At 39.7% G+C, this 26,923-nt stretch carries 18 protein-coding genes; 9 read left to right on the forward strand and 9 right to left on the reverse strand.

Annotated elements, in window-relative coordinates; genetic code table 11:
• Positions 1-58: 58 nt before the first annotated feature.
• The 3 genes from tyrP to PSF11_RS03020 form a co-directional block, all read right to left on the reverse strand.
• On the reverse strand, positions 59-1,207 hold the full coding sequence (gene tyrP, locus PSF11_RS03010) for a tyrosine transporter TyrP (RefSeq protein ID WP_306463368.1): 1,149 nt from the start codon (positions 1,205-1,207) through the stop codon (positions 59-61).
• Between the two features lie 82 nt (positions 1,208-1,289).
• Entirely contained in the window at positions 1,290-3,230 is a 1,941-nt protein-coding gene (locus PSF11_RS03015) for a pyridoxal phosphate-dependent decarboxylase family protein (RefSeq protein ID WP_014658320.1), read from the reverse strand.
• 402 nt (positions 3,231-3,632) lie between these two features.
• Entirely contained in the window at positions 3,633-4,643 is a 1,011-nt protein-coding gene (locus PSF11_RS03020) for an NAD(P)H-quinone oxidoreductase (RefSeq protein WP_014658319.1), read from the reverse strand.
• Between the two features lie 346 nt (positions 4,644-4,989).
• Between PSF11_RS03020 and PSF11_RS03025 the strand changes: the two genes are divergently transcribed.
• Entirely contained in the window at positions 4,990-5,748 is a 759-nt protein-coding gene (locus tag PSF11_RS03025; protein WP_004919586.1) for an FNR family transcription factor, read from the forward strand.
• A 122-nt stretch (positions 5,749-5,870) separates the two neighbouring features.
• Positions 5,871-6,815, forward strand: coding sequence for a universal stress protein UspE (uspE, locus tag PSF11_RS03030; protein WP_014658318.1), 945 nt, complete (start codon positions 5,871-5,873; stop codon positions 6,813-6,815).
• Between the two features lie 571 nt (positions 6,816-7,386).
• On the opposite strand, the gene pntB is transcribed toward uspE, so the two are convergent.
• Complete coding sequence (pntB, locus tag PSF11_RS03035; RefSeq protein ID WP_014658317.1) at positions 7,387-8,775, reverse strand: Re/Si-specific NAD(P)(+) transhydrogenase subunit beta; 1,389 nt, start codon at positions 8,773-8,775, stop codon at positions 7,387-7,389.
• Between the two features lie 13 nt (positions 8,776-8,788).
• Positions 8,789-10,321, reverse strand: a complete 1,533-nt coding sequence (gene pntA / locus PSF11_RS03040; RefSeq protein ID WP_004919579.1) for a Re/Si-specific NAD(P)(+) transhydrogenase subunit alpha — start codon at positions 10,319-10,321, stop codon at positions 8,789-8,791.
• A 384-nt stretch (positions 10,322-10,705) separates the two neighbouring features.
• On the opposite strand from pntA, the gene ydgH reads away from it, so the two are divergent.
• The 6 genes from ydgH (at position 10,706) to PSF11_RS03070 (ending at position 18,917) form a co-directional block, all read left to right on the forward strand.
• Entirely contained in the window at positions 10,706-11,656 is a 951-nt protein-coding gene (gene ydgH / locus PSF11_RS03045; protein ID WP_004919577.1) for a DUF1471 family protein YdgH, read from the forward strand.
• 328 nt (positions 11,657-11,984) lie between these two features.
• Positions 11,985-13,322, forward strand: a complete 1,338-nt coding sequence (locus tag PSF11_RS03050; protein WP_004919572.1) for a basic amino acid/polyamine antiporter — start codon at positions 11,985-11,987, stop codon at positions 13,320-13,322.
• A gap of 913 nt (positions 13,323-14,235) precedes the next feature.
• The gene (locus PSF11_RS03055) at positions 14,236-14,763 is read left to right on the forward strand and encodes a fimbrial protein (RefSeq protein ID WP_004919568.1); all 528 of its coding nucleotides are present in this window, start codon (positions 14,236-14,238) and stop codon (positions 14,761-14,763) included.
• Positions 14,764-14,807: 44 nt separating this feature from the next.
• Positions 14,808-15,485, forward strand: coding sequence for a fimbrial biogenesis chaperone (locus PSF11_RS03060; protein WP_004919566.1), 678 nt, complete (start codon positions 14,808-14,810; stop codon positions 15,483-15,485).
• Positions 15,466-17,952 (forward strand): fimbria/pilus outer membrane usher protein, encoded by a 2,487-nt coding sequence (locus PSF11_RS03065; RefSeq protein ID WP_272682735.1) that lies wholly within the window; start codon positions 15,466-15,468, stop codon positions 17,950-17,952. The genes PSF11_RS03060 and PSF11_RS03065 overlap by 20 nt, the downstream gene beginning before the upstream one ends.
• The gene (locus PSF11_RS03070; protein WP_072502249.1) at positions 17,949-18,917 is read left to right on the forward strand and encodes a fimbrial protein; all 969 of its coding nucleotides are present in this window, start codon (positions 17,949-17,951) and stop codon (positions 18,915-18,917) included. The genes PSF11_RS03065 and PSF11_RS03070 overlap by 4 nt, the downstream gene beginning before the upstream one ends.
• A 72-nt stretch (positions 18,918-18,989) precedes the next feature.
• Here PSF11_RS03070 and hrpA read toward each other — a convergent pair whose 3' ends face one another.
• Entirely contained in the window at positions 18,990-22,883 is a 3,894-nt protein-coding gene (hrpA, locus tag PSF11_RS03075; protein ID WP_181795765.1) for an ATP-dependent RNA helicase HrpA, read from the reverse strand.
• Positions 22,884-23,100: 217 nt separating this feature from the next.
• Here hrpA and PSF11_RS03080 point away from each other — a divergent pair, with 217 nt between their 5' ends.
• A complete protein-coding gene (locus tag PSF11_RS03080; RefSeq protein ID WP_004919558.1) occupies positions 23,101-23,700 on the forward strand; it encodes an FMN-dependent NADH-azoreductase in 600 nt (199 codons plus the stop codon).
• 48 nt (positions 23,701-23,748) lie between these two features.
• On the opposite strand, the gene PSF11_RS03085 is transcribed toward PSF11_RS03080, so the two are convergent.
• Genes PSF11_RS03085 through PSF11_RS03095 form a run of 3 tightly spaced genes read right to left on the reverse strand, consistent with a single transcriptional unit; the run spans position 23,749 to position 26,887 of the window.
• On the reverse strand, positions 23,749-24,075 hold the full coding sequence (locus PSF11_RS03085) for a YdbL family protein (RefSeq protein ID WP_004919556.1): 327 nt from the start codon (positions 24,073-24,075) through the stop codon (positions 23,749-23,751).
• Positions 24,072-24,245 (reverse strand): YnbE family lipoprotein, encoded by a 174-nt coding sequence (locus tag PSF11_RS03090; RefSeq protein WP_004919554.1) that lies wholly within the window; start codon positions 24,243-24,245, stop codon positions 24,072-24,074. The genes PSF11_RS03085 and PSF11_RS03090 overlap by 4 nt, the downstream gene beginning before the upstream one ends.
• Before the next feature lie 50 nt (positions 24,246-24,295).
• Positions 24,296-26,887 carry a YdbH family protein gene (locus PSF11_RS03095; protein WP_004919551.1) on the reverse strand — a complete coding sequence of 864 codons (2,592 nt, stop codon included), beginning with the start codon at positions 26,885-26,887 and terminating at the stop codon, positions 24,296-24,298.
• Positions 26,888-26,923 lie beyond the last annotated feature (36 nt).

Here is a 26,923-nt window from a genome sequence, read left to right on the forward strand (position 1 = left end):
AAAAAAGCCAATCCGTTGAGTCCGTGATTGGCTTTATTGATTTGAATGAAAAGGTCAATTACCCTACGTTTGGCAGTATTTTGAAGGCAATTGCCAATTGAACACCGATCACCACAATACCACACAAGAACACGATAAATAGTGCAGGTGTGCCACCGGTAACTTGATATTTACGCTTATTACACAATCTTGATTTAAATGCCATCGCGCTAGGTAACAATAGTGCAAGAATAGATAATGCAATCGCCGCAAAACCTAATGCCATGACAAATCCTTTCGGATAAAACAGCGCAAAGACTAATGGTGGCAAGAAAGTTAATAATCCTGTTTGCAGGCGGCCCTCCATATTATCTTGGCGCTTAAATAAATCCGCTAAGAAATCAAATAGCCCTAAAGCAACACCGAGAAACGAGGTGGCGAGCGCTAAACTCATAAACATCTGAGCAATAAACTGGGTTCTTTCCGACATCACAACATTGCGGATAGCATCCAGTAAGCCATTTAATCCTGAATTTTCTGCAAGAATGCCGACAAAGGTTGTAGGGTTAATGCTACCTAACGTAGCAATCTGCCATAAAATATAGGCAACTAATGGGATAGCACTACCGATAATAAATATTATCCGTAATTTTTTCACATCACCGCCCATATATTTCACAACACTTGGCACACTGCCATGGAAACCAAATGAGGTAAAAAACACAGGAATAGCCGAGAGGATCAAGACTTTCTCTGTTGGTGCAGACAATAAATTTTGCTGCTCAACATGTGGCATCATTAACACTAAGATAATGACTAGAAAAACAATTTTTGCTGCGAATAAAATACGGTTAATAAAATCAACGGATGATGTTCCAAAGCACACGACACCACCACCAATCACCGTAAAAATAACAATCCCCATCCAATCAGCCATCTCAATAGCAAAACTGCTTTTTAAGTTGGAGGTAATAATTTCCCCTGCACCACTAACATAAGCCGCCGTTAGTGCGTACATCAGGAACATCATACTAAAACCGGTAATAAATTTACCGCCTGAGCCTAAGTAGCGCTGAGCAACAGAGCCGATACCCGTTTCTGAGGACTCATGTTGATAGACTTCGACAAGTAATAATGCGGTGTAACACATCAATGCCCAAAGCACGAACAACATTGCTAAACTTATCGTAGAGCCGTTACCTGCTGCCGCTATCGGCATTGCAAGCATACCAGCACCAATCGTAGTGCCAGCAACAATAAAAATACTGCCAAGTGTGCGATTTTTCATATTGAGATCCTAGCCAAGAAGTTTATAGCGTTATTTTTTGTTTTGAATGATTTAATTTATTTTCTTCATCTATAAGCTGTTGCAACTTGCCTTCAAAGATATTTTTCAACTCTTGCCAAAAATCGGTGAAATGCTGCTTATCCCGTAAGCAATGTGTCATGATCGCGGCTCTTAATACATATAATGACTGAGTCTTATCCCACTCTTGATCACTAAAGCCAGCCTCACGACAGAAATTTCGTGGATTATCACCGTACTCTTCCGAGGTTAAGGATGTTGAGGAAGTTAAAAAGTCATTCGTATAAGAGCGGCCTGCGGCATATGAGCACAACTCATAAAGGCGTTTATTCAGTTGATTCTGCTTTTCTAATGATTGATTACCAACTTCCTTAAACATGAAGTTGACCATATGGAAATCAGGCGATGGCAGCGCAATAATTTCGAATTTTCTATCTTCAATTTCAAATGCCTCACAGGTATTGATACTTTCAATGATCCAATTCGCAGTGGTTATTCCTGCTGCTATCACTTTTCCGTAACCGAGAATATTTAGCGGAACTAACCGATGGGCCGCCCAGACCGCCGCCGCCGTGGCTCCAGCTTTTGACCCTTCCATGATTGAAGAGCCTAATAATACGTTTTGTTGCTTTTCTGCTTTACGCCCTTTTTCTGCAACTTCTTCAAACACATAAGCGGCATGATAAGAAATGAGATCAACAATACGTTTATCCTTCATGCAGATTGCTCCTGCCGCATAAGGAATAAAGCCCACTTTATGAGGATCAACCGTGATAGAGTCCGCTTCTTGTAATGCCTTGAAGCTTTGATAAACCTCTGGCTTTGGCCAAACAACATCGGAGGGGAAAATACCTTCCTGATGGTAACGTTTAATCAAAACATCATAATCAAGGAATTGATTATTCTCATCACGGAACATGGCACAAGCATAGCCTGCATAAGCGGCATCGATATGAATATAAAACGAGACACCAAAACGCGCTTCGCACTCTCTGCGCAATTCAATCAGTTTTGCGACATTATCAATCGCGCCCGTTTCCGTTGTTCCTACAACAGCCACTACGGCTAAAATAGGCTCACCTTGTTCAATCAATGAAAACACAATTTGTCTCATTTGCTCAGTATCAGTGCGATAACTGGCATCGACGGGGAGCTGTACGATATTTTGTTGTCCTAACCCCAAAATATCCATCGCTTTCATCCAAGAGTAATGTTTAGATTGCGGGACTAATAGCTTACCTAATTTCCCTTGTTCTACCCCTTCACCACGACAAGTCATTTCTCTGACTTCTTCAAATAATCCTTGTTTCTTTAAATCATCGATAAGATCTAAAACAGCAGAGGTCGGCATATTCAGCAACGCTTTCTCACTATCCTCTTTTAGTAATTGTCGAGCCTGAGGATGCTTAGCTATTGCCAAAGGTAACGTTTTAATATTTCGAGCAACCCACAACCCCTCATAATTAGCGACAGTGCCGCCTGAAGTAATATGCCCCCATGACTGATTAGTGTCATAACCAAACATTGCACACAGGTCTAACCCTGCTTCTAGCTCGAGTACTGTTGTGGTGGGGGAAGACTCTTGGGCACAGTTATTTGGGTTGTACATCATTGCCATAACGTACGCGAGATTCGATATCATTAAGGTATCCGCGTTCATGTGGCCCATATAACGAGGAGAAAACCATGGGATTGATGTTGTTTTTAACTTAGAAGAGAGTTGATTTAAAATACCTTCTGTTCGATATAAAGTATCCCTATATTCCGGTGCATAACGATCGACCGTTGTCACATATTCAGGGTCTTCTGGGTGGTAGCCTGAACGCCAATGCATATGTTCCGTTACCGCATATTCCATCATCTCTCTGAAAAATACTGCATTTTCAGATTTCGGTCCTAGAAATAAAGCATCTACATTCATTTTTGAGTTATTAAAATTTGTCATTATCACTACACCTTTAAATCATGCCCATGCTTTTAATGGCATATTTGATTTAAGTAACTACTATCATTGGAAAGTGATATAACGGATGCATATCTTTAAAAGACAACAATATATTAATGATCTTGTTATCTTTATTATCTTTGGGTTATTTATTGATAGGCAAGCCGTTAATGTGCCAACTTAGCTATAGGTATAATCCATAATTGTTAAAATATTAATAAACTCGTATTTATTTCAATCGGATTTGTGCGCAGGAACAAAATTTCGAAAATTAGTCTGCTGTAAAGAGATATTTACGCTAAAACCACTTGAAAATGTAAATCATTTGTTATAAATGAGCAAGCCAATGAGCCATGAAAAAATTAAATCTTCATGACTCAATAAATCTCAATAGGAAAATAATTATTTGTTAATTAACACTATTTTTCCATAAAGATCGCCAGATTCCATATGGCGATGAGCATCAGCCACTTGGTCTAACGGGTAGGTTTTGTTAATAAAAGGTTTTAATTCACCTTTTTGCAACATCCCCCAAACGTGCTGCTTTAACTCTGCGGCGATGCTGGATTTTTCAGCAACGGTACGTGAACGCATGGTTGACCCTGTGTGAATCAAACGTTTAATCATTAAAGGCATTAAATTGAGGCTCTTAGGGTTACCTTTCATCATTCCTATTTGAATGATCCGCCCGAATTTTGCGGCGACTTGATAATTTTTATCCACATAATCACCACCAACAATATCAACAACCATATCAACCCCTTGAGAACGCGTGTAATCAAGAGTGTGTTGAACAAAATCATCGTTTCGGTAATTAATTATACAGTCCGCCCCTAATGATTTTGCGACTTCTACCTTTTCTGCTGAGCCGACTGTTGTGATCACCGTGGCACCAAATGCTTTTGCTAACATGATAGCAACGGATCCAATACCGGATGTTCCACCATGAATGAGCACTGTTTCACCCTTTTTCAATTTACCAATCTGAAAAACATTCGCCCAAACAGTAAAAAAGTTTTCAGGTATAGCCGCTCCCTCAACAAATGATAAGTGACCTAATGGTAATGCAATATCTTGATGTACAAGACAATATTCGGCGTAACCACCTCCAGCAACTAACGCACAAATATTATCTCCAATCTGCCATTGTTGAACATCGTCTGCTTTTGCAACAATGGTTCCTGCGACTTCAAGCCCTAAAATAGGTGAAGCATCTGGAGGTGGCGGATAAGCCCCCATACGTTGAAGAACATCAGGGCGATTAACACCAGCAGCCTCAACTTTAACCAATAAATAACCCTCTGATAGTACGGGCAATGGTTGTTCAATTATTTGCAGTTTTTCTGCTCCACCGTGCTCCGCGATATTTATTACTTTCATCGTATTGGGAATATTTAATGGATTATTTACCATTTGATGCTCCTCTGAAGTTTTCATTTTTAAGTCGAATATTGCATTATTGTTTAAATATTATAACTAATGTTAATTTTTAAATTTATCAAAATATATCTTTTAAATAGATATTTAATAGATAACCCCTTTTATCTATTAAAGAATTTTTTACTTAACTTAATGGTTATTTAAGTTAAATAAGGAATATCATGATGTTATAATGAACTATGTAATTTGATTAACTACTTTGTTTTTATACGCTTTTCTATTTGAGATACTTCTGTTTTATATTTCTACTTATCAGTTGCATTATCTTATGTTAAAATTGACTCATATCAATAATTTTAACTTGTATTGAGCATTTAATATGATCCCAGAAAAAAGAGTTGTTCGTCGCATCCAGTCTGGTGGTTGTGCTATTCATTGTCAGGACTGCAGTATTAGCCAACTGTGCATTCCCTTCACACTGAATGAACATGAACTGGATCAACTTGATAATATCATTGAACGTAAAAAACCGATTCAAAAGGGTCAGGCGCTGTTTAAAGCCGGCGATGAATTACGTTCTTTGTATGCCATTCGCTCAGGAACAATCAAAAGTTACACCATCACTGAAGAAGGTGATGAGCAAATTACAGGCTTCCATCTTGCTGGTGACCTGGTTGGTTTTGATGCAATTATACATACACAGCACCCAAGTTTTGCACAAGCTCTTGAAACATCAATGGTTTGTGAAATCCCATTCGAAACTCTCGATGATTTGTCAGGTAAGATGCCTAATCTACGCCAACAAATCATGCGTTTGATGAGCGGCGAAATAAAAGGCGATCAAGAAATGATCCTTTTATTGTCTAAGAAAAATGCGGAAGAACGTTTAGCTGCATTTATTCTTAACCTGTCTCATCGCTTTGCAGAGCGCGGCTTCTCTCCAAGAGAATTCCGCTTAACGATGACTCGTGGTGATATTGGTAACTATTTAGGCCTTACCGTTGAAACGATTAGTCGACTTTTAGGACGTTTCCAAAAAAGCGGCATGTTAAGTGTTAAAGGCAAATATATCACTATTGAAGATATGGAAAAACTGACTGATATTGCAGGTAAAGTCTCCACTGTCTCTTGTTCATAATTCTCGGTGGGTCACTATTTTGTGACCCATCATTATTATTTTTCATCAAATCTTGCCTATTTTTCCTCAATACCTTAGTTTATCTTTAGTAGGGAATGTCCAGCCGTTATGAGGATTTTAATATGGCAAACTATAGAAATCTCCTAGTTGCAATTGACCCAAATCAGGATGATCAACCAGCATTACGACGTGCTGTCTACATAGTGCAACGTAATGGTGGACGGATTAAAGCATTCTTACCTATCTATGATCTCTCTTATGATATGACCACGTTGCTATCACCTGAAGAGCGTGATGCAATGCGTAAGGGTGTCATTAATCAAAAGGCTGCTTGGATTAAACAACAAGCGCATTTCTATCTGGAAGCAGGTATTGAGATAGAAATTAAAGTGATTTGGCATAATAAACCTTACGAAGCCATCATTCAGGAAGTGATTAGTGGTGAACACGACCTGCTTCTGAAAATGGCTCATCAAACAGATAACTTTGAGTCGATTATTTTTACGCCGCTGGACTGGCACCTTTTAAGAAAATGCCCTTCTCCTGTATGGATGGTTAAAGATAAAGTCTGGCCAGATCATGGTTCGGTTGTTGTGGCCGTCAATTTATCAAATGAAGAATCCTATCATGATGACCTCAATATTAAGTTGGTTGAGAAAACGAAGGATTTAGCAACACGTATTGTGAAAGATCAGGAAATTCATTTGGTCAGCGCATACCCTATTGCGCCAATGAATATTGCAATAGAACTACCTGATTTCGACCCAAGCCTTTATAACAATGCACTACGTGGGCAACATCTCATTGCCATGAAGGAATTACGCCAGAAATTTTCGATTGATGAAAAATACACTCACGTCCGTGAAGGGTTACCTGAGAAAATCATCCCTGAAATCTGTGAGGAGTTACATGCCGGCGTCGTTGTCCTAGGTATATTAGGCAGAACTGGGATTTCCGCAGCTTTTCTTGGGAATACAGCAGAACATGTTATCGACAAATTGAAATGTGACCTATTAGCGATTAAGCCTGATGGTTTCGTTTGCCCAATCACAGTTGATGATGATTAATTTTATCGCTCAACCTTAAGTAGATTTATTTTAAAGTGGCAAAAGCGCTGTAGGTAACTCAGCGCTTTTGCGATAAATGAATACACATTCAGTGCTTCAATGCGCAAAAATTAGTATCCCCACTATTTTTGCCAGCAGTATTACTCATAAAATTTGTATATTGGGTAATATAAAAACTATCTAATTGAAAATATCTCTAATTTACCTTCAGCAGAGATATTAACGGCTCCCCCCTCGTCGACTCACTGTAATACGTTATTTAATTCCCAATGCTAACCCATTATCAATGTCCAATCCTGAAACAAATCCATTGGTAATCGTGAGGAAGCCTTATTTACACAGTTGAGAGCCATAATATTGGCCTCCTCGTTATGATTAAAGTGAATAAAATAGCATCATGTGGACGATAAAATGACGGCTATTTTCTATTCTCCGGTTTTAAAATTAAAATGAAACTAATGCACAACATAATGAGATAGACTGAATTTTTAATAAGATAGTTTCTTATACAACCCATTTTTACCCATAAAAAAGCCCTGTAGTTGCCTACAGAGCTTTTGAGGTTAGTATATTAAAGTGCTTTTAAAATCGCATCAACGCTGGCTTTTGCATCACCAAATAACATCTGCGTGTTTTCTTTGAAAAACAATGGATTTTGTACACCTGCATAGCCGGTATTCATTGAACGCTTAAATACAATCACATTGTTTGCTTTCCAAACCTCCAACACTGGCATGCCGGCAATTGGACTATTTGGATCCTCTTGTGCCGCAGGGTTAACAGTATCGTTCGCACCAATAACCAATACTGTATCGGTATCAGAGAAATCATCATTAATTTCATCCATTTCCAGTACTATGTCATAAGGTACTTTTGCTTCAGCTAATAAGACGTTCATGTGCCCAGGTAAGCGCCCTGCTACAGGGTGGATACCGAAACGCACATTGATGCCTCTCTCACGCAACTTAGCCGTAATATCGTGAACAGGATATTGTGCTTGAGCAACCGCCAATCCATAACCTGGAGTAATAATGACAGAGGTTGAATTTTTCAATAATTCTGCCACTTCTTCCGCCGTTGTTTCACGGTATTCGCCCATCTCCTCTTCATTACCCGTTGAGGAGCCATCTGTACCAAAGCCTCCAGCAATAACACTGATAAAGGAGCGGTTCATGGCTTTACACATAATATAAGAGAGGATAGCACCCGACGAACCGACCAATGCTCCTGTCACGATGAGCAAGTCATTACTCAACATAAAACCTGCCGCAGCGGCTGCCCAACCTGAATATGAGTTCAGCATTGACACAACAACTGGCATATCTGCACCACCAATCGAAGCAACTAAGTGCCAGCCAAATGCCAAAGCAATAACCGTCATGATCAGCATGGCAAAGACTTGTAAGCCAACACTATTTGTTTTAACAAAGATCAGCAATAACACAAATGAGACAACGAGCGCCGCTAAGTTTAGTTTGTGGCGATTAGGTAGCATCATCGGTTTCGATGAGATCTTACCGGACAATTTCCCATAAGCCACCACGGATCCTGTGAAGGTGACCGCACCAATAAATATGCCTAAGAACACTTCCGTCAGATGGATATTTTCCATCACCGCGTCTGCATGACCTTCACTGGCAATAAAACTATTAAAACCAACCAAAACAGCCGCTAGACCAACAAAGCTATGTAAAATAGCGACCAATTCTGGCATTTCGGTCATTTCAACTTTTTTGGCCAGACGAATACCAATCACTGCACCAATGACCATCGCAACAATCATCCAGCCAATATTGGCACTATCTGGGCCAAAGATGGTAGCCAGTAAAGCAATCGCCATACCTGCAATACCATAAGTATTACCACGCTGAGAGCTTTCATGGCGTGATAACCCTGCTAGGCTGAATATAAATAGGATAGCAGCAACAATATAAGCTGCCGTTACAATTCCACTCGACAACATACGTTACCCCTTATCCTTTACGAAACATTTTTAACATACGCTGGGTAACAGTAAACCCACCGAATATATTGATACTTGCAATCAATATGGCAATGAAAGATAAGAAACTAACCCATCCTCCCGAGCCTATTTGCAATACTGCACCGACAACAATAATGCCTGAAATTGCATTGGTGACAGACATCAATGGTGTATGCAACGCATGTGTTACGTTCCACACAACGTAATAACCGACAACGCAAGCGAGGGCAAATACCGTAAAGTGTGATAAGAACTCTTTTGGCGCTGAGTTTGCAAACCAACCGAATAGAATGATCGCTAATGCCATTAAGCCATACTTAACTACAGGCGACATTTTCTTCTTCTCAGGCGCTTTTTCTTTTTCCGCCACTTGAGGCTTCGCCTGCGGCTGAGCAGATACTTGAATGGGGGGAGCAGGCCACGTGATTTCACCTTGTTTAATAACGGTAACACCGCGGATCACAACGTCATCAAAATCAATATTGATTTCGCCATTCTTCTCTTTGCACAGTAACTTCATCAAGTTAACAAGGTTTGTGCCATACAATTGCGATGATTGAGTCGGTAGACGGCTTGGTAAATCGGTATAACCAATAATTTTGACACCATTATCAGTCACAACCAATTTATCCGCTTGGGTTAACTCACAGTTCCCCCCTGTTTGCGCCGCTAAGTCAACAATCACACTACCAGGTTTCATTGACTCAACCATCTCTTTGGTAATTAATTTAGGTGCTGGACGCCCAGGAATGAGTGCGGTAGTGACGATAATGTCGACTTCTTTAGCTTGTGCAGCAAATAAAGCCATTTCCGCCTTAATAAACGCTTCGGACATGACTTTCGCATAGCCATCGCCGCTGCCTGCTTCCTCTTTAAAATCTAACTCAAGGAATTCGGCTCCCATACTCTGCACTTGCTCTTTAACTTCTGGACGCGTATCAAATGCACGTACAACCGCTCCCAAGCTACCAGCAGCACCGATTGCCGCCAGCCCAGCAACCCCAGCACCAATGACCATCACTTTCGCTGGCGGTACCTTACCGGCTGCTGTAATTTGACCAGTAAAAAAACGACCAAATTCATGAGCAGCTTCGACAATTGCACGATAACCTGCGATATTTGCCATTGAACTTAAGGCATCTAATGATTGCGCACGGGAAATCCGCGGCACTGCATCCATAGCGAATACATTGATGTTTCTTGCTTTTAAGGCATCCATCAATTCAGCATTTTGCGCTGGCCAGATAAAACTCACCAGCGTTGCACCTTCTTTCAGTAATCCAATTTCATCGTCTAGTGGTGCATTGACTTTAAAAACAATATCGGCTGAATAAGCGGTGTCACGATCAACAATCTCAGCCCCCGACTGCTCATAAGCCGCATCCTCAAAACTCGCTAAATGTCCTGCTTCACTTTCGATACAGACACTGAAACCTAACTTAATCAGTTGAGTCACCGTCGAGGGTGTAGCAGCAACACGAGCTTCATTGGCAAGTCGTTCTCTAGGTATACCAATACGCATAATGTTCCCTTTTCAAAGCCAAAGTAATTTTGTATTTGTTAAATTTGCTAAAAATTAACCATCTTAGATAGAAAAGTCCTATTTTTAGCCGAAAACAGTTCTATGGAGTTCTAATAACCTACTGAAAATAACCTTCTTGATCCATAATTGATCTCGATTCTTAAACAGTAAATGGAATTCGCAGTGAAAATCTTAGTTTTAGGTCAATAAAATACTGGATAGCTAAAAAAATCTGGTAATTATGACTAGTCAATGAATATTTATTTCTTATAAAAAATAAAATTATGAGACAACTTGATTGGTTACGTGTAATAATCATAGCCATGTGATACAACTAAAGTTCAGCACTTTTAAAATAAATTGCGCAAGTCGGAAGGATTTTGTATGAAGCTGAAAACTACGGCCATCGCAGCCGCGGTGTTATCATTAACCAGTATTACTGCTGTACAGGCAGCTGTTGAACTGACGCCCAAACAGGCTGAAGAGTTAAAACCTTATGAGCGCATAACAGTGACTGGGCGCTTTAATGCTATTTATGAAGCATCCGATGCCGTCTCACGCCGGGCTGATAAATTAGGCGCTTACGCTTTCTATATCCAGAGCCTTGATGATGTGGGTGATAGCGGTAACATGCGCGTTGTTGCAGATCTTTACCAAAAAGATGCAAAATCTGTGGAAGAAAGCAAACGTCGCGTATTTGGTGGCGTTGAAGAGATGTCAAAAGCAGACGCAACACAGTATGAACCATTTGATGCTGTTACCGTCAGTGGTTTCTACCCTTCTCAGCCTGATCTTTATGAAGCTATTGCGAAGAAAGCAAAAGAAAAAGGCGCAGCATCATTCTATGTTGTTCGTAACATCGCTGTAAACGATGGTGGAAATACCCTAGCTACCGCTTATGTCTATAAAAAAGATGCGCCTAAGCGCCAAGTTCAGCTAGAGGAAGCTGTCGTACCAGCAGATTCAGAAGCGGGTCAAGCATTATTAGCGGAAGGTGGTGAAGCCGCCAAAAAAGTACGTATTCCTGGCGTTGCTTCATCTGAAGAACCAACTACTGCCGTTGGTCGTTTCTTTGAAACATCAAGCAGTGCACCAGGCAAAACCAGCGTAACATTGCCAAGTGGCTATGTTATCGAAGAAGTTAATAAAACCGCTGCTGCACAAATGGTTCCATTTGATTCGATCACTTTCTCGGGTTATTACACCAATACACCAGAAGTGCGTTATCAAATTGCCAAACGTGCTGAAGCTAAAGGTGCCAAATACTTCCATATCACACGTGAGTGGCAGTCAAATGGCGGTAGCGTAACCATCAGCGCTGACCTCTTTAAGTAATAAGTATACTAACTAACCAAGCCAGCTCCATTTTCGAGCTGGCTTTTTTATTTCTGAAAAAAACGTTTGACTGCTGATTTTCCCACTGAATAAAAATCTTATCAAACTGAATAGTTTTCCATTGCATAACCGTCGTTTCATTCGTAGAATCCCCCTCACTTTATCAGTACGACAGATAAACAATCTATAATTTAAAATTGTTCCAGCTTAAATACATTATAAAATTGTAGATTTAACGTTATTTTAACTTTTGATTGTAGAATAACCAGGACATACATTGAAACATACACTCAGTCTTACAGCACTCACCGCATTAGTTCTCAGCTCAATGGTGGGTGCAGGTGTCTTTAGCCTTCCACAAAATATGGCTGAAGTTGCCAGCCCTTTGGCACTTATCATTGGCTGGTCAATTACAGGCATTGGCATTTTATTTTTAGCTTTCTCTCTACTGCTACTTTCTCGTATACGCCCAGATCTTGATGGGGGCATTTTTACTTATGCAAAAGAAGGTTTCGGTGAACTGATTGGTTTTTGTTCCGCATGGGGTTATTGGCTATGTGCGGTTATCGCTAATGTCTCTTACTTAGTTATCGTTTTTGCGGCCATCAGCTTTTTTACTGATACACCCGATAGGATTATTTTTGGCGATGGTAACACTTGGCAAGCCTTAGTTGGTGAATCCATCTTATTATGGATTGTGCACTATTTAGTGTTGCGTGGTGTTCAAACGGCGGCGGGAATTAATAAGCTAGCCACTATGGCAAAATTAATCCCATTAGGGCTATTTATTATCCTAGCATTTGTCGCTTTCAAACTTGATGTGTTCGATGCAGATTTTAGTGGGATTTCCCTCGGAGTGCCTGTTTGGCAGCAAGTTAAAGACACTATGTTGATCACGTTGTGGGTGTTTATTGGTATCGAAGGAGCTGTCGTTGTCTCTGCTCGCGCTAAAAACCGCCGTGATGTTGGCTTAGCCACTGTTTTCGCCGTTAGTTCTGCATTAATCATCTATATCCTAGTGACCCTTCTCTCGTTAGGCCTTATGCCAAGGGCTGAGCTTGCTGAAATAAAAAATCCATCAATGGCCAATTTAATGGTAGGTTTAATTGGTTCAAGTGGTGAGATCATTATCGCAGCGGGGCTTATTATCTCTGTGTGTGGAGCATACCTGAGTTGGACAATTATGGCTGCCGAAGTGCCTTATATCGCAGCGCAATATCAATCATTCCCTAAAATATTCAATAAACTGAATAAGAATGATGCTCCATCCTCCTCCCTGTGGTTAACAAATGGTGCCGTACAGCTTTCTCTAGTCTTAATTTGGCTAAGTGGGAGTAATTACAATACGCTCCTAACAATCGCTTCTGAGATGATTTTGGTTCCTTACTTTTTAGTGGGTGCTTTTCTCATAAAAGTCGCTTTTGAACGCCATAATAAGCTGCTACTGATGGTTGGAATGGTGGCCAGCCTCTATGGTCTTTGGCTGCTTTATGCTTCTGGACTGATCAACCTTATGCTGTCTGTCGTTTTATATGCGCCTGGTATACTTGTTTTTTGGTATGCGCGAACTCAGCAATCCCAACAAGCTCCACTTAATATGGCTGAAAAGATTATCGCTCTGGCTATTATCGCGGGGGCAGTGCCCGCAACCTACTATCTATTCTAGCTTCAATTACAATCACTACACTGAAAAGGCTCTAGTATTCAGTGTAGTGATCTCATCGATACTTCTTCCTTCATTAGTTCTAGCAGCGCTTTTTTAAATCATTTGTAAGTGAATCATATATTATCTAATGATTGCATTCAGGAGGTAACATGTACTTAATATTACGTAATGAACATTCATATACCATAACCAAAAATGAGAGAATTCAATTATCACAAGACATTGGTTTTAGCGCTAAAGTTAAAAAAATCAATAAGCTTCATTTTTCGAATAGTGCCTGTGCCAGAAAAATTAGATGTCGCCAGAAGTTAAATGAGAAAGGCTCAAAGGAGTTACACCCATTCTCTTTAAACGCCGTAAAAACCAATGGTTCGCCCTATTTGCATAGCGTAACAAGTAAAACACTGTAGTGTTTTGCTCATTTCCCATACAGACAGTTTGTGTTTTTACTCTCTCTGCTAAAACTAGCAAAGGGAGTAAATAGAGACTCTGATTTACCATTTTCCCCCCCTATTCACCCTACCTTGGATTGATTTCCCATTTAATTCTTAGCTAGCCTAGTCACGTTATTTTTTGTATTGGCACTGTTGTTTCATTAGGTACTCTCCAAACAACTAGTATGTTGTAACTAAATTAGTGTGTTTTGATGCTATAATCGTTAAAAATTTAACGGTTATACCCTACTCTTAATTTTTAAGAACAATAAACGGAGTATCATGCTGAAAATCATTTTCATAATGCAAATGTTAAAAACAAAACTTTAGGATGAAAAAGAAAGTCGATATCAAATCATTTGGTTTTGTGCACGCCAATTTACCCCTTTTTAACATAAAAAATAGACTTATTATATTGCGCTCAATCAGCAACATATACTGATAGAAATCACACAGCAAATAATTTACAAGGTCATACAATGAACAGTTTATTAAAATATATATTACTTATTTTATTTTTTAATCATTCTATTTCTTTTTCAGCAGATGGTGAAATAAAGTTCGTTGGCAGTATAATTCCAACGGCGTGCTCTGTTGATACTAATTCTGTACATAAAGTGGTAAATATGGGGAAGGTTTCTGTAGCCGCTTTTACTAATAAAAATAGTGCTGCCGCAGCAACACCATTTAGAATAACATTATCTAATTGCCCTACCGATTATAAGAAAATTCAATTTAAGTTTGATGGTAAAAGTGATAGTGCTAACCCTTCTTTATTAGGATTATCACCAAATGCAACCTCACCTGCTGCAACAGGTATTGCAATAGGCCTTTATGAAGAAAATAGTGTTCGCCGTATACCACTAAATGGGGGAAGCCAGTTTAAAGAAATAACCCCAAGTAAAACGGTAGAAATGAATTTTGTGGCTAAATATATTGCAACCAGTGATCAAATCATTCCCGGCTCAGCAGATGCATTAGCGCATTTTAGCATTATTTATCAATAAAAGAGGAGATGAGAGAGAGGTTCTCTTCTCTCTCATTAATTATCATGAAAATAACAGTCACCTTTTTATTATTGCTTCCTTTTCTCTCTTATGCCGGAATTATTATTAATGGCACGCGGTTTGTTTATCCTGAAAACGATAGGGAAATATCATTATCTATTGAGAACCCTGAGGAGCAAACGACTTACCTTATTCAATCATGGGTTGAGAAAGATAATCAACGGTCTAATGATTTTATTATTACACCACCACTATTTAAGCTAAAACCTGCCTCATTAAATAAATTAAGAGTGATAAAAGTGGCGCCATTAAACCAAACTGATCAAGAGACTCTCTACTGGTTACATATCAAGTCTCTTCCTGCCATTCATGAAAATACAGAAAATAATTTACATATTGTTGTGAAATCCAGTTTCAAGCTATTTTATCGGCCTGAATCTTTAAATAGCAGTGCCGAATCTGCATTTAAAGAGGTCACCTTTAGCTATAATAACCAAAAAGTAACGGCAACAAATCCTACTGGGCACTATATTACGCTGCGAGAACTATACCTTAATGGTAAAGAGATTGCAGAGCCTGGCATGATAGCCCCCTTTGGGCAATTATCTTGGAAAATAGTATTGCCTCAATTGAATTCTGTTTCTTGGAGCGCATTAAATGATTATGGCGGTAAAACACAATTAATTTCTCAACAACTCTTTAATGATGATGAAAAAAAATAATATCAATTTATTAATGCTGTTTTTAATCACGACTCCTCTTTTGGCATATGCTGAATATTTTAATCTTGAGGCACTTGATAACATTGAAAATATTAATGATATTGAAAATATTATATTAAATCTAGATAATCAACCCGAAGGGATTTATGCCGTTGATGTTATTGTCAACAATGTTAGACTATTTACTGAAAATGTAAGTTTTCAATATATAGATCAACAGTTAGTACCAATATTCAGTCGAAATCAATTATTAAAAATTGGCCTGCATGAAAAAACATTAAATACAATGACGTTTGATAAAAATGACAACCTAGCTAGCCACCTTTCAACAATTATCGAGGGTTATTTTCATCATTTTGACTTTAATCACTTAACGTTGGATATCAATATCCCTCATCATTACTTAAATAGTGACACTAATGAGAATAACCTCCAATCACAATGGGATGATGGCGTAACGTCAGCTTATATTGATTATAACCTATCCGGAAGTTATAACTCGAATAAGTACATTAATGACAATAATAGCTTTAACCTGTCATTGCAAAATGGTATTAACTATCTAGGATGGCGCCTAAGAAATAATTTAGTTTACTCAAACTCACACCAACAATGGGAGAGTTATAATACAACTTTATCCTACCCGATTAGGTCATTAAAAAGTCAATTTATCTTAGGCGAGTATTACCTTGCCTCCTCATTTTTTATCCCATACTCTTTTAAAGGGATCTCACTCTCTAATGATGAATTAATGTTTCCGGATTATGATGCATATTATTCACCCATATTACAAGGCATTAATCATAGTCCGGCTCAGGTGACTGTAAGGCAAAATAATATTATCATTTATAATGATTATTTACCTGCGGGGCCATTTACACTAAATCAATTGAAACCATTAGCCCATAAAGGCGTCTTAGAAATGACGATCACTGAGTCTAGTGGTCGAGTTCGTCAATACCAATACCCTTTTTCTTCTTCGCCACTGATGATCAAAAAAGGCCAATTTCGCTATGCCTTAAACAGTGGAATGGTCTCTAACCGCTCACGCTCTGCACTACCTTATTTTTTCATTAGCGAAATAAAATATGGTATTAACAATAATATCACTGCGTATACTGGTTCTATTTTCTCATCACCTTTTAAATCACTGATATTAGGCAGCTCATTTTCAGCCAATGAAATTGGCGATTTGACTATTGATTGGACACAATCCTACAGTCAGAAAAATAAATCAAATAGTTATCAGTTTGAATATTCAAAGTTAATCACGCCCACCGCAACTGAGTTTACATTTAATGTTCAATGGACCGATGACCCTAAGTTACGGCAGTTCACTGATGTATTGGATAAAATAAACTTATCTAACACCGCCTACCCTCAACAGATCATTAAGCTACATTTATCACAAGGGTTAGGTTATTTTGGAAATATATCATTATCAGCATCGCAACAGAGGTTTAGAGAGCAAAGAGAATATCAGTGGGCCTACAATCTCAATTATTCAGGCAATATAAACGAATACCATTTTAGCCTTAACTGCCAGTCAAATTATTCTATCATTGAGCAAAAGCCAGAGTATATCTTTTCTGCTTCCATAATTATTCCAGTGAACGCTTGGTTGCCTAATACGCATTTTAGTTACCAATCACAATATGCGCCAAATAACTATCAAAGCCAGCAAGCAACATTAACGGGAGCCATCCTAGAAGATAATTTTATTTCTTATACTCTACAGCATAACTCTCTAAATAACCGCTGTTGTATGAGGCCGAAAAATGAATCAGACACACGATTTTATACTCAGTATCATCATAATAAATTTATTTTAAATGCGGGTTATGGCTACAAACAAGAGCATCAATTGCACTATGGATTTCGAAGTTCAGTGGTGGCTCATCCGTATGGCATCACGCTAACACCGAGTCGTGGGGAAACTTCCGCTTTATTGGTTGTACCTGATACGCAAGACGTCCGTTTGGATGCTCAACTCAATACCAATACCGATAGCAAAGGCCATGCGATTATCAATCAGCTACAACCTTATCGGCGTAATAACTTTGTTATTGATACACAGACCTTACCTGTAGATACTGAAATTGAAACGAGTTTTCAATCTATTTTACCAACGAAAGGGGCATTGGTACTGGTTCACTTCCCCGTCAAACGGGGCAAACGCTCTTTCTTTACTATTCGGCTTGCGGATGGGAAATTGGCCCCTTTTGGTGCGCTTGCCAGCCTCGTAACAGAAAAAGGAGAACTAACAAGCAATGATATTAATGTAGGGATTATTAACGATATGGGCCAAGTCTATTTAAGTGGGCTTGAGCCATCAGGCACAATAAAATTGAAATGGGGAGCAAAACAATCGCAGCAATGTGAATTTCAATACCAACTATTAGAAACAGATCTGAATCAAGGGTTTTACCATGTTCCGGTGATTTGTCAGCGCAAGGAAGCTTTATGATGACTTTAATTTCTCGTTTATGGCCTTGCTGTATATTCGTTACACATAACGCTTATGCTTCTCAATGCCAATATGTGCCAAATTTCACGCCACATCATACTGTGTTATCCCTCGGTACGGTAACTGTACCTCATCGATTAGCGGTGGGGTCAGTGATCCAAGAGGTGACCTTAAACGGTCTTAGTGACAATCCAATCATGGTAGATTGTCGCTCACCCGTTCAAGCAAAATGGGAAAATAGCCAGTTCCCATTACTATCAAATGGTTATAACTCAATTTATCAAACAAATATTGACGGTATTGGCCTTCGCTTTATCCCACAGGGAGCAGCATTTAGCCGAGATAAGTTACCTTTTGTTAATGACTCACCCAATGCTTGCCACATTACCTCTCATCGTTATAGCTATTGTGGTAATGCATTAAATGGGATCCGAGTACAATTGGTGAAAACAAAAAACATCACAGGTTCAGGGATACTTAGCTCTCATCGTCTGATTGAAGCATCAATTGGCCATTTACCTGTTCAAAGTTATCGTTTCCTAAATACAAAGATTGTTACGCCTAGCTGTGAACTGCTCGAAAAACATAAACGAGTAAAAATGAAGAAAGTCAAACAGAGCCAGTTTAGGGGGATTGGTAGCCATTCCGCCCCCGTCTCTTTTTATCTTACGCTAAATTGTAGTGGAGAAACCTCTGTGGGCATTATCCTTAGTGGGCGAGCCAGTCACAGTGCAGATCATTCTGTGATTGCACTAGATAAAAGACCTGATAGCGCCCAAGGGATTGGTTTACAACTGCGTTTTCAAGGTGAGCCAATCCCTCTAAATAAAGTCTTTAATTTGGGAACTAGCTTTGACCGCTCCCCCTATGCCATTTATTTCGAAGCTCAATATGTGCAAATCCACCCCTCTGTTAGTGCGGGGAAAGCCAATGCAACTGCGACATTACAAATTGTTTATCCATAACCGATAACGATAAAAAAACCCCATCTTTAGCATCATGATGGGGTTTTGAAGGTTATCATCTAACTCTGTGTTTTATACAAGTGACTGACTTAAATTTTCCATTGATTGAATAATCCGTTTATCCGAAATCGGATACGGCGTACCAAGCTGCTGTGCAAATAGGCTTATACGCAACTCTTCGATCATCCAACGGATCTCTTGTACTTCCGGTAATTGTTGTTGTACTGGTATCAGTTTCGCCTTCCATTGCTGCCACATTTGTGTCACATGCTCCACTTTACTCATTTGGGCACGGTCTCTATTAGGATCAATCGCCAGTTTTTCTAATCGGCGCTCAATACCATTCAAATAACGGAGCACGTCAGGAAGCCGTTTCCAACCATGTTCAGTGACAAAGCCTTTAAAGACTAAGTTAGACATCTGCCCTTTTATATCCGAAAGTGCCATTGCCATCGCAAAGTCAACGCGTCCTTTTAAGCGTTTATTGATTGCAAATACCGCAGTGAGTATTTGCTCAACTTGTTTCGCGATTTGTACAACTACATCATTGAGTTCAGCCCGCACAAACTCTTGTAACTTGCCAAACCCATCTTCCGTCCACACAGGGCCACCATAAGTCGCAATGAGTTGATCAACACCACAGGCGATACAATCATCGATTAACTCTAAAACTTTTCCATACGGATTAAAATATAATCCCAGTTTAGATTTGTTCGGGAGTTTTTCATGTAAGTATTTAATTGGCGATGGAATATTCAGTAACAGTAACCTACGTACACCACCCCACATCGCTTGTTGTTGTTCAAATTCGGTTTCGAAAACGCGGATCCCAACACTGTTTCTTTCATCCACTAAGGCCGGATAAGCCTTAACAGAATACCCTCCTCGTTTCTGTTCGTAACGTTGAGGTAACTCACCAAAGCTCCAGATATGTAAGCCGCTTTGTTCAATGCCATCATCAACCACTTCGGAAAGGGTTTCTTGTACCTTTTCTTTGAGCCGATTTTTCAATTCATCCAGATCTTGACCTTCAGCGATGGTTTTATTTTTTTCACCCACTACGCGGAATGTCATTTTCAAATGGCTAGGTAGTTGGTCTAATTGCCAAGCATCACGTTCAACAGTCACCCCTGTCATGCGACGTAATTCACGCTCAAGCTTATCAAGTAGGCTACCATCTGGTGTCGGTACTCTTTCAAGAAATGCCGCGGCATAATTAGGTGCAGGCACAAAATTCCGACGTACAGGCTTAGGTAATGATTTAATCAACGCAATAATCAGTTCTTGACGTAACCCCGGAACTTGCCACTCAAAACCAACATTGTGTACTTGGTTTAAAATGGCTAATGGGATATGCACTGTCACCCCATCTGCCTCCGTTCCTGGCTCAAATTGATAACTTAAGCGGAATTTCAGCTCACCTTGATGCCAAAAGTTTGGATAATCTAGCAATGAAACGTGCGCCGCATCCTCTTTGATCAACATATTTTTTTCAAAGTTCAGGAGATCGGGCTGCTGTTTTGAAGCAACCTTCCACCACTTATCAAAATGGCGAGTAGAGATCACATCATTAGGAATACGCTGGTCATAAAACGCAAACAAGGTTTCATCATCAACCAAAATATCACGACGACGAGACTTGTGTTCTAAATCTTCAACTTCCGCCAATAGCTTACGATTTTCCCTGAAAAATGCGTGACGAGTAACCCAATCCCCTTCGACCAGTGCATGACGAATGAAGAGTTCGCGACACAATAAGGGGTCGATTTTCCCGTAATTCACTTGGCGCGCGGCGACGATCGGTAATCCATACAAAGTGACCTTTTCAGAGGCCATCACAGCACCTTGCGATTTAGACCAATGAGGTTCGCTGTAATGATGCTTAACAAGGTGCTCCGCTAACGGCTCTATCCATTCAGGCTCAATAGTTGCAGCCACCCGCCCCCATAATTTTGACGTTTCTACTAACTCGGCGACCATTGCCCATTTTGGGGGCTTTTTAAATAAACCTGAGCCGGGGAAGATAGTGAATCTTGCATTCCTAGCGCCTGTAAATTCTGGTTTTTCTACATCTTTTTGACCGATATGAGATAGCAGCCCAGCAAGTAATGATGTATGAATACACCGGTAATCTGCCGCTGCACTATTAATTGGAAAACCTTGCTCTTTAACAACTTGCCTCAATTGAGTATAGAGATCTTGCCACTCTCGAATGCGTAAATAGTTCAAAAAATCTTGGCGGCACATTTTTCTAAATTGCGCATTTGATAAAGCGGTTTGCTGCTCTTTTAAGTAATCCCACAGATTAAGGAATGCTAAGAAATCAGATTGTTTATCGTGGAAGCGGCGATGCTTTTCATCTGCCGCTTGTTGTTTATCTAATGGGCGCTCCCTTGGGTCTTGAATCGATAATGCCGCCACAATCACCATGGTTTCCCTGACTGCCCCTAGCTTTCTCGCTTCTATCACCATTCGAGCGAGACGTGGGTCAACCGGTAGTTGCGCCAATTGACGACCAATATCCGTCAATATATAACCGCGTTCACTCTGTTGATGCGCCTGAATAGCCCCAAGCTCTTCTAATAACTTCACGCCATCTTGAATATTACGTTTATCCGGAGCTTCGACAAATGGAAATGCGCTAATATCTCCTAAGCCAATTGAGGTCATTTGTAAAATAACAGACGCCAAATTGGTTCTTAGTATTTCAGGATCGGTAAACTCTGGGCGACTTAAAAAGTCCTCTTCAGAATATAAACGAATACAAATACCATCAGAAACACGACCACAGCGACCTTTACGCTGATTTGCTGAAGCTTGGGAGATCGGTTCAACAGGTAAGCGCTGCACCTTGGTTCTAACACTGTAACGGCTTATTCGCGCATAACCAGTATCAATAACATATTTGATGCCAGGCACGGTCAAAGACGTTTCAGCAACGTTAGTAGCTAAAATAATTCGCCGCCCACCATGTGGGTGGAATATGCGATTTTGTTCACTATTCGATAGCCTAGCAAATAGCGGTAAAATTTCGGTATGGCGCAATTGTAATTTTGACAAGGCATCAGCGGTATCGCGGATTTCTCGTTCACCGCTCATAAAGATCAAAATATCCCCTGAGCTTTCCTGCCCAAGCTCATTTACAGCATCAATGATGCCATCGATTTGATCGCGGTCGCTGTCATTATCATCCCCCATAATCGGGCGATAACGCACTTCAACGGGATAAGTTCTCCCCGACACTTCAATAATGGGTGCCTGATTAAAATGGCGAGAGAAACGTTCAGGATCGATAGTTGCTGACGTAATAATGACTTTTAGATCAGGACGTTTAGGTAATAATTGGCGCAGGTAACCTAAGATAAAATCGATATTTAGGCTACGTTCGTGAGCCTCATCGATAATGATCGTATCATATTGCAGCAGTAACCTATCATTTTGCAGTTCTGCTAACAAAATGCCATCTGTCATTAATTTGACTTGTGTACTATCACTCACTTGATCACTAAAGCGAACTTTATAACCAACAATAGTTCCGACTTCGCTTTCAAGCTCTTGAGCTAGACGGGTTGCTACCGCACGAGCGGCTAGTCGCCTTGGTTGTGTATGACCGATTAGCCCTTTAACGCCTCGCCCTAATTCCAGACATATTTTGGGGATCTGAGTCGTTTTACCGGACCCTGTTTCACCCGCGATGATCACCACTTGATGCTGTTTTATCGCATCATAAATAGCTTGTTTTTTCTGACTAACAGGAAGATTTTCTGGATAGACGATTTTAGGTGGATTAAGCAGCTTGTTCGAAATTTTTTGTTTCGCTGTTTCAACATCCGCTTTTATCGCATTCAGTACCGCAACTCGTGATTTTTCATCACGAATTTTAACTATTCCTTGAAGACGCTTTTTCAGTAACCGTTGGTCACGTAATGAAGTTTGTCCAATATCAGCTTCTAAGGCTGTCAGCATGGATTCCACTTTTTAAATCCTTATTATTTAACTATTTTATGCCATTTTGTTGAATATAGGCTGTCATTACCATCATGATAAAAACGCCATCAATATCACAGAATAAATGGCAACATCAATTTTTTTGATATAACTCTTCTAAAATTCTTTCTTTCATTGATGATTAAAATCTGTATTATTAATTACGATATAAATCAATGAGTTTTAAGGTAAAACGATGAAAAAAGTATTGTTGTTGAAATCAAGTATTCTGGCAGACTATTCACACAGTAACAAAATGGCAGATTACTTTATTGAACAATGGCAAGAAAAAAACCCGAGCGATAGCATAACCATCCGTGATCTTGTCAGCAACCCAATTCCAGCGATTGATGCGGAAATTTTAGCAGCTTTCGCACCAGGCGACAGTAAAACTGAACAGCAGAAAGCGCATTTAGCATTATCTAACCAATTGATCGATGAAATCAAACAACATGATGTGATTGTCATTACTGCGCCAATGTACAATTTGAATATCCCTTCCCATCTTAAAAATTACTTTGATTTTATTGCAAGAGCGGGAGAGACCTTTAAATATACTGAACAAGGCTCAGTCGGTTTATTAGAAAATAAACGTGCATTTGTGTTAACCAGCCGAGGTGGCATCTATAAAGATACGGCTTCTGACATTATTGTTCCATTTTTAAAACTGTTCTTAAACTTTATCGGTATCACCGATATCGAATTTATTTTTGCTGAGGGTACTGCATTAGGTACTGAATCGGCTGAAAAAGCACAGCAAGATGCTCGTCAATGCATCGATACGGTTATCGCTTAACCGCAATTGACCTCACAATGATGTGCGTATGAACAAATCATGCGCATATTATTTTTTCTTCAACCATTGACCATTAATACCGCGTACATACTCCCCACTCGCGGCTCTTTCAACGAGTTTCTGCCCCGCTATTTTACCCACATCCCTAGTTTTTAGATTGTTTTTCTTCGCAATTTCACTGTATTTGATTTCACGCTCACGGTTAATTTCAGTGACAAGCTCATCAACTTCCGCATTACCGTGGGTAACTACCGCTAAATAACCCGATAATGTTTCACCAACTAACCCTTGATTTTTTGCCTCATCAACGGTTAGTGCAGCAGCCGAAAAAACAAATAAACCGGATATCATCAACGCTTGGAAAATGGTCTTCATTGTGCTTCCACCTTACCAAAAAGATCACTATTTTCTTTAAGTAAGTCTTCAACTTGCTTATCAGCTTTAATGAGTATTTCGTGCTCAATTTTAACATTCATGTTGATATTAATGGGTTTATCAGGTGTCGCTACCTCAACCCGCAAACAACCTGTCAGCATCATTGCCATCAATGTAAATACACTCGTCGCGATTATTTTCACTGTTAATCCTTATTCCTTTAGATATTTTTTTCCAGCCACTCTTCTAAGTTACTGCCAAAACGTAGGCTACGCCATAATTGGAAGATATTCTCTTCATGTGTGTAATTTAAGTGGACTTCTCTTTTTTTAGATTCTTGAGGATTAAAACCTTGGATAATGGTTTTCATTGTCAACAAGCCTAAATTGGTGATATTCACATCGGTACGGCTGCGAGAAATTTCCAAGTATTGCAACCAACCTATCGCTGCTCCTGCAGACATATTATCAGCCTTAATTGACTCAACAAACTGAGTATCAAGACGCAAGGCCAACGGGCCACTATTTTCTAACCAACCATTTTTAACGATCCACTCTGGATTATTAAGGTAAAAAGGTAATTCCCCATCAACGCGACCAGAGGCCGCAAACTGAGTTACTTTGAGTATGGTAAATAATCGGCTTAATTCAATTTGATGTAGTCTGATTGTGGCTGGCTGTTTTTGTGGCCAACGGAGTAAATCAAGCTCTACCTTCCCCCCTAATAAATTAAAACCAACTTGGCTCAATTTTAATGGCATTGCATCTGTTGGCGGGTAAGTACCTGATAAATCGGCTCGAATATCGGTTAGTTCAAACAAATTATTTAATTGCTTGATACGTAATTGTACAGCCGATTTTTCACCTAACGTCCATGTGCTATTTTGTAATTTCCAAGGTAAAACGAAATCTAAGCCACTCACTTCACCATCTTTAAGCCACATTCCCGTATTTTCTACACGCCAGTGCCCTCCCGCGATAAAACCGGTTTCTGGATCAATCGAAAAAGCGGCTTGTGAAAAAAGTTTTCCTTCACGCAAGGTGATCCCTAAATCATTTGGGATCAATGTTTGGAATGCACTCACTGATTGTTCTGGCCAACGCGCTTGCCCCCGAAAACGTTCGCCATCCCATCGACTAAAAATAACAATTGGCCCTACGTCTTTAGTACTTAAATCAGCTTTTAACTGAAAATCAGCCGGTGATTTACCTTTTAGAGCCGCATTAACAGTCGTTTTAGGCAAATAGCTTGCGGCTCCAAATTGCATTCGGTGACTGGTAAGTTGGAGTTCACCTTGGAAGTTCTCTTTAGCCGGATCACGTTGCCAAAATAAAGGTTTTGTTAAAATAAGGCGTGTTGCCGTCATCGAAAGCAAACCATATTTTATTTGGTCAAACCCAGTGTTTAACGTATTTAGGGTAATTAACGAATCTTGCCAACTACCTTGCCCTTTGATATCCCAATGCGCCGCTAAAGCCGGTAATTGTGCATTTCCCCAATAATTCCAAAACCACTTACCTTTATCAAATATAAACTTATTCGCCTGACCATCTAAATGAATGGCGAAATCCCCCCAATACTGCTCTTTCACTTTTAAAATAGCTTGGAGGCGCCCGGTGATCCCTTCCGCACTCAATGAAGTACCCGCTAAAGGTAAGCGTGCTTCTTGTAATAGTAGCGTCGGTGAAACACGCCCATAAGCTCGTAAGAGTGAGCCGGGAAGAAATGAAATTGCGGGCGAAATTAATTGACCCGATATTTTTGACGGCAAGTTGATATCTAAAACCATATCATCATATTTCAATTGCCCATTTAGCTGAAAATGAATATCTGCATCGAGTAAATTAATTTTATTAGCTGGTAAATTTAATACTAAATTCGCTTTACCTTTTTGAGCCTCGGTCATCATATTAGTACGCCCACTAATCACCATGTCACTCAGGCCCGACTGCCAATTCTCTATTTGTAACGAAATACCGCCATGTAATGGAACCTCACTCTCTTCCCACTGCCAACGCCCATCCTCAATACGGATCATGTTGGCTGACACTTGCCAAGGCAAATGAAAAATTTCTTGACCACTTTGCTTATCAAATAAAGACAATGTGCCTTGATCATCCAGCCACCGCAATTTCGCATACAGGGATTTGCTTGGCTGAGTTAATAAAAATTCAGCAAAGAGTATGCCTGATGTCGGAAGTGATTCTGTCGTTAGTGGTAAGCTTAACTCGCCATCGAGTTCAAGGCGCTGCTCTTGTTCTGGTAATTGAACGGAAAAATGTTCAATATTGAGTTGATGGTTAGCAGTGATATTAGTTGAAAAAGATAATTTATCACCACGATAATCTAAAGCTAATGGCGTCCCTTCATTTCGATACAGCCAAATACTGCCTTGATACTCTTCCCAAGGCGATACCTTGGCATTTTCAATGACCAATGAAAATGAAGGTAAGTTATCAATCAATTCAATCACCGATAGTGGTGTACTTTCGCTATCTTTTTCATCTGAAGACAACTGACTTAAACATTGATTATCTTCAGTTAACTCATTAATTGCTAAATGTAATGGAAAAAGCGAAAAACGGCTCTTTTTAGCATCAAACCACAAGCAGTCGCCTGCCTTCAATTGTATGCTATCAACAATTAATTGGTCATGACGATATACAGGCTGGCTAAATGACAGCGTCACGTTTTCGGGTAAATAAGATTTTGCAACAATAGGAAGCCAACGGGTTACTGTGACCCATAAAATAGATAAGAGCACAACGCATCCTACAACGCTTAAGAGTAATATTTTAAGTGCCCTTTTCATCAAACAGCTTCCTTGTTTTATCTATATCGATTGTGA

Source organism: Providencia sp. PROV119 (assembly GCF_028482435.1).
GTDB classification, from domain to species: domain Bacteria; phylum Pseudomonadota; class Gammaproteobacteria; order Enterobacterales; family Enterobacteriaceae; genus Providencia; species Providencia stuartii.

What these genes read in the sequence shown, in the direction of transcription:
- PSF11_RS03095 (WP_004919551.1), bottom strand. Translation starts at nt 26,887, where the DNA reads ATGAAAAGGGCACTTAAAATATTACTCTTAAGCGTTGTAGGATGCGTT.
- PSF11_RS03070 (WP_072502249.1), top strand. Translation starts at nt 17,949, where the DNA reads ATGATGACTTTAATTTCTCGTTTATGGCCTTGCTGTATATTCGTTACA.
- PSF11_RS03055 (WP_004919568.1), top strand. Translation starts at nt 14,236, where the DNA reads ATGAACAGTTTATTAAAATATATATTACTTATTTTATTTTTTAATCAT.
- pntA (WP_004919579.1), bottom strand. Translation starts at nt 10,321, where the DNA reads ATGCGTATTGGTATACCTAGAGAACGACTTGCCAATGAAGCTCGTGTT.
- PSF11_RS03080 (WP_004919558.1), top strand. Translation starts at nt 23,101, where the DNA reads ATGAAAAAAGTATTGTTGTTGAAATCAAGTATTCTGGCAGACTATTCA.
- tyrP (WP_306463368.1), bottom strand. Translation starts at nt 1,207, where the DNA reads ATGCTTGCAATGCCGATAGCGGCAGCAGGTAACGGCTCTACGATAAGT.
- PSF11_RS03085 (WP_004919556.1), bottom strand. Translation starts at nt 24,075, where the DNA reads ATGAAGACCATTTTCCAAGCGTTGATGATATCCGGTTTATTTGTTTTT.
- PSF11_RS03050 (WP_004919572.1), top strand. Translation starts at nt 11,985, where the DNA reads ATGGTGGGTGCAGGTGTCTTTAGCCTTCCACAAAATATGGCTGAAGTT.
- PSF11_RS03090 (WP_004919554.1), bottom strand. Translation starts at nt 24,245, where the DNA reads ATGGCAATGATGCTGACAGGTTGTTTGCGGGTTGAGGTAGCGACACCT.
- PSF11_RS03065 (WP_272682735.1), top strand. Translation starts at nt 15,466, where the DNA reads ATGATGATGAAAAAAAATAATATCAATTTATTAATGCTGTTTTTAATC.
- uspE (WP_014658318.1), top strand. Translation starts at nt 5,871, where the DNA reads ATGGCAAACTATAGAAATCTCCTAGTTGCAATTGACCCAAATCAGGAT.
- PSF11_RS03060 (WP_004919566.1), top strand. Translation starts at nt 14,808, where the DNA reads ATGAAAATAACAGTCACCTTTTTATTATTGCTTCCTTTTCTCTCTTAT.
- PSF11_RS03025 (WP_004919586.1), top strand. Translation starts at nt 4,990, where the DNA reads ATGATCCCAGAAAAAAGAGTTGTTCGTCGCATCCAGTCTGGTGGTTGT.
- PSF11_RS03020 (WP_014658319.1), bottom strand. Translation starts at nt 4,643, where the DNA reads ATGGTAAATAATCCATTAAATATTCCCAATACGATGAAAGTAATAAAT.
- PSF11_RS03015 (WP_014658320.1), bottom strand. Translation starts at nt 3,230, where the DNA reads ATGACAAATTTTAATAACTCAAAAATGAATGTAGATGCTTTATTTCTA.
- ydgH (WP_004919577.1), top strand. Translation starts at nt 10,706, where the DNA reads ATGAAGCTGAAAACTACGGCCATCGCAGCCGCGGTGTTATCATTAACC.
- hrpA (WP_181795765.1), bottom strand. Translation starts at nt 22,883, where the DNA reads ATGCTGACAGCCTTAGAAGCTGATATTGGACAAACTTCATTACGTGAC.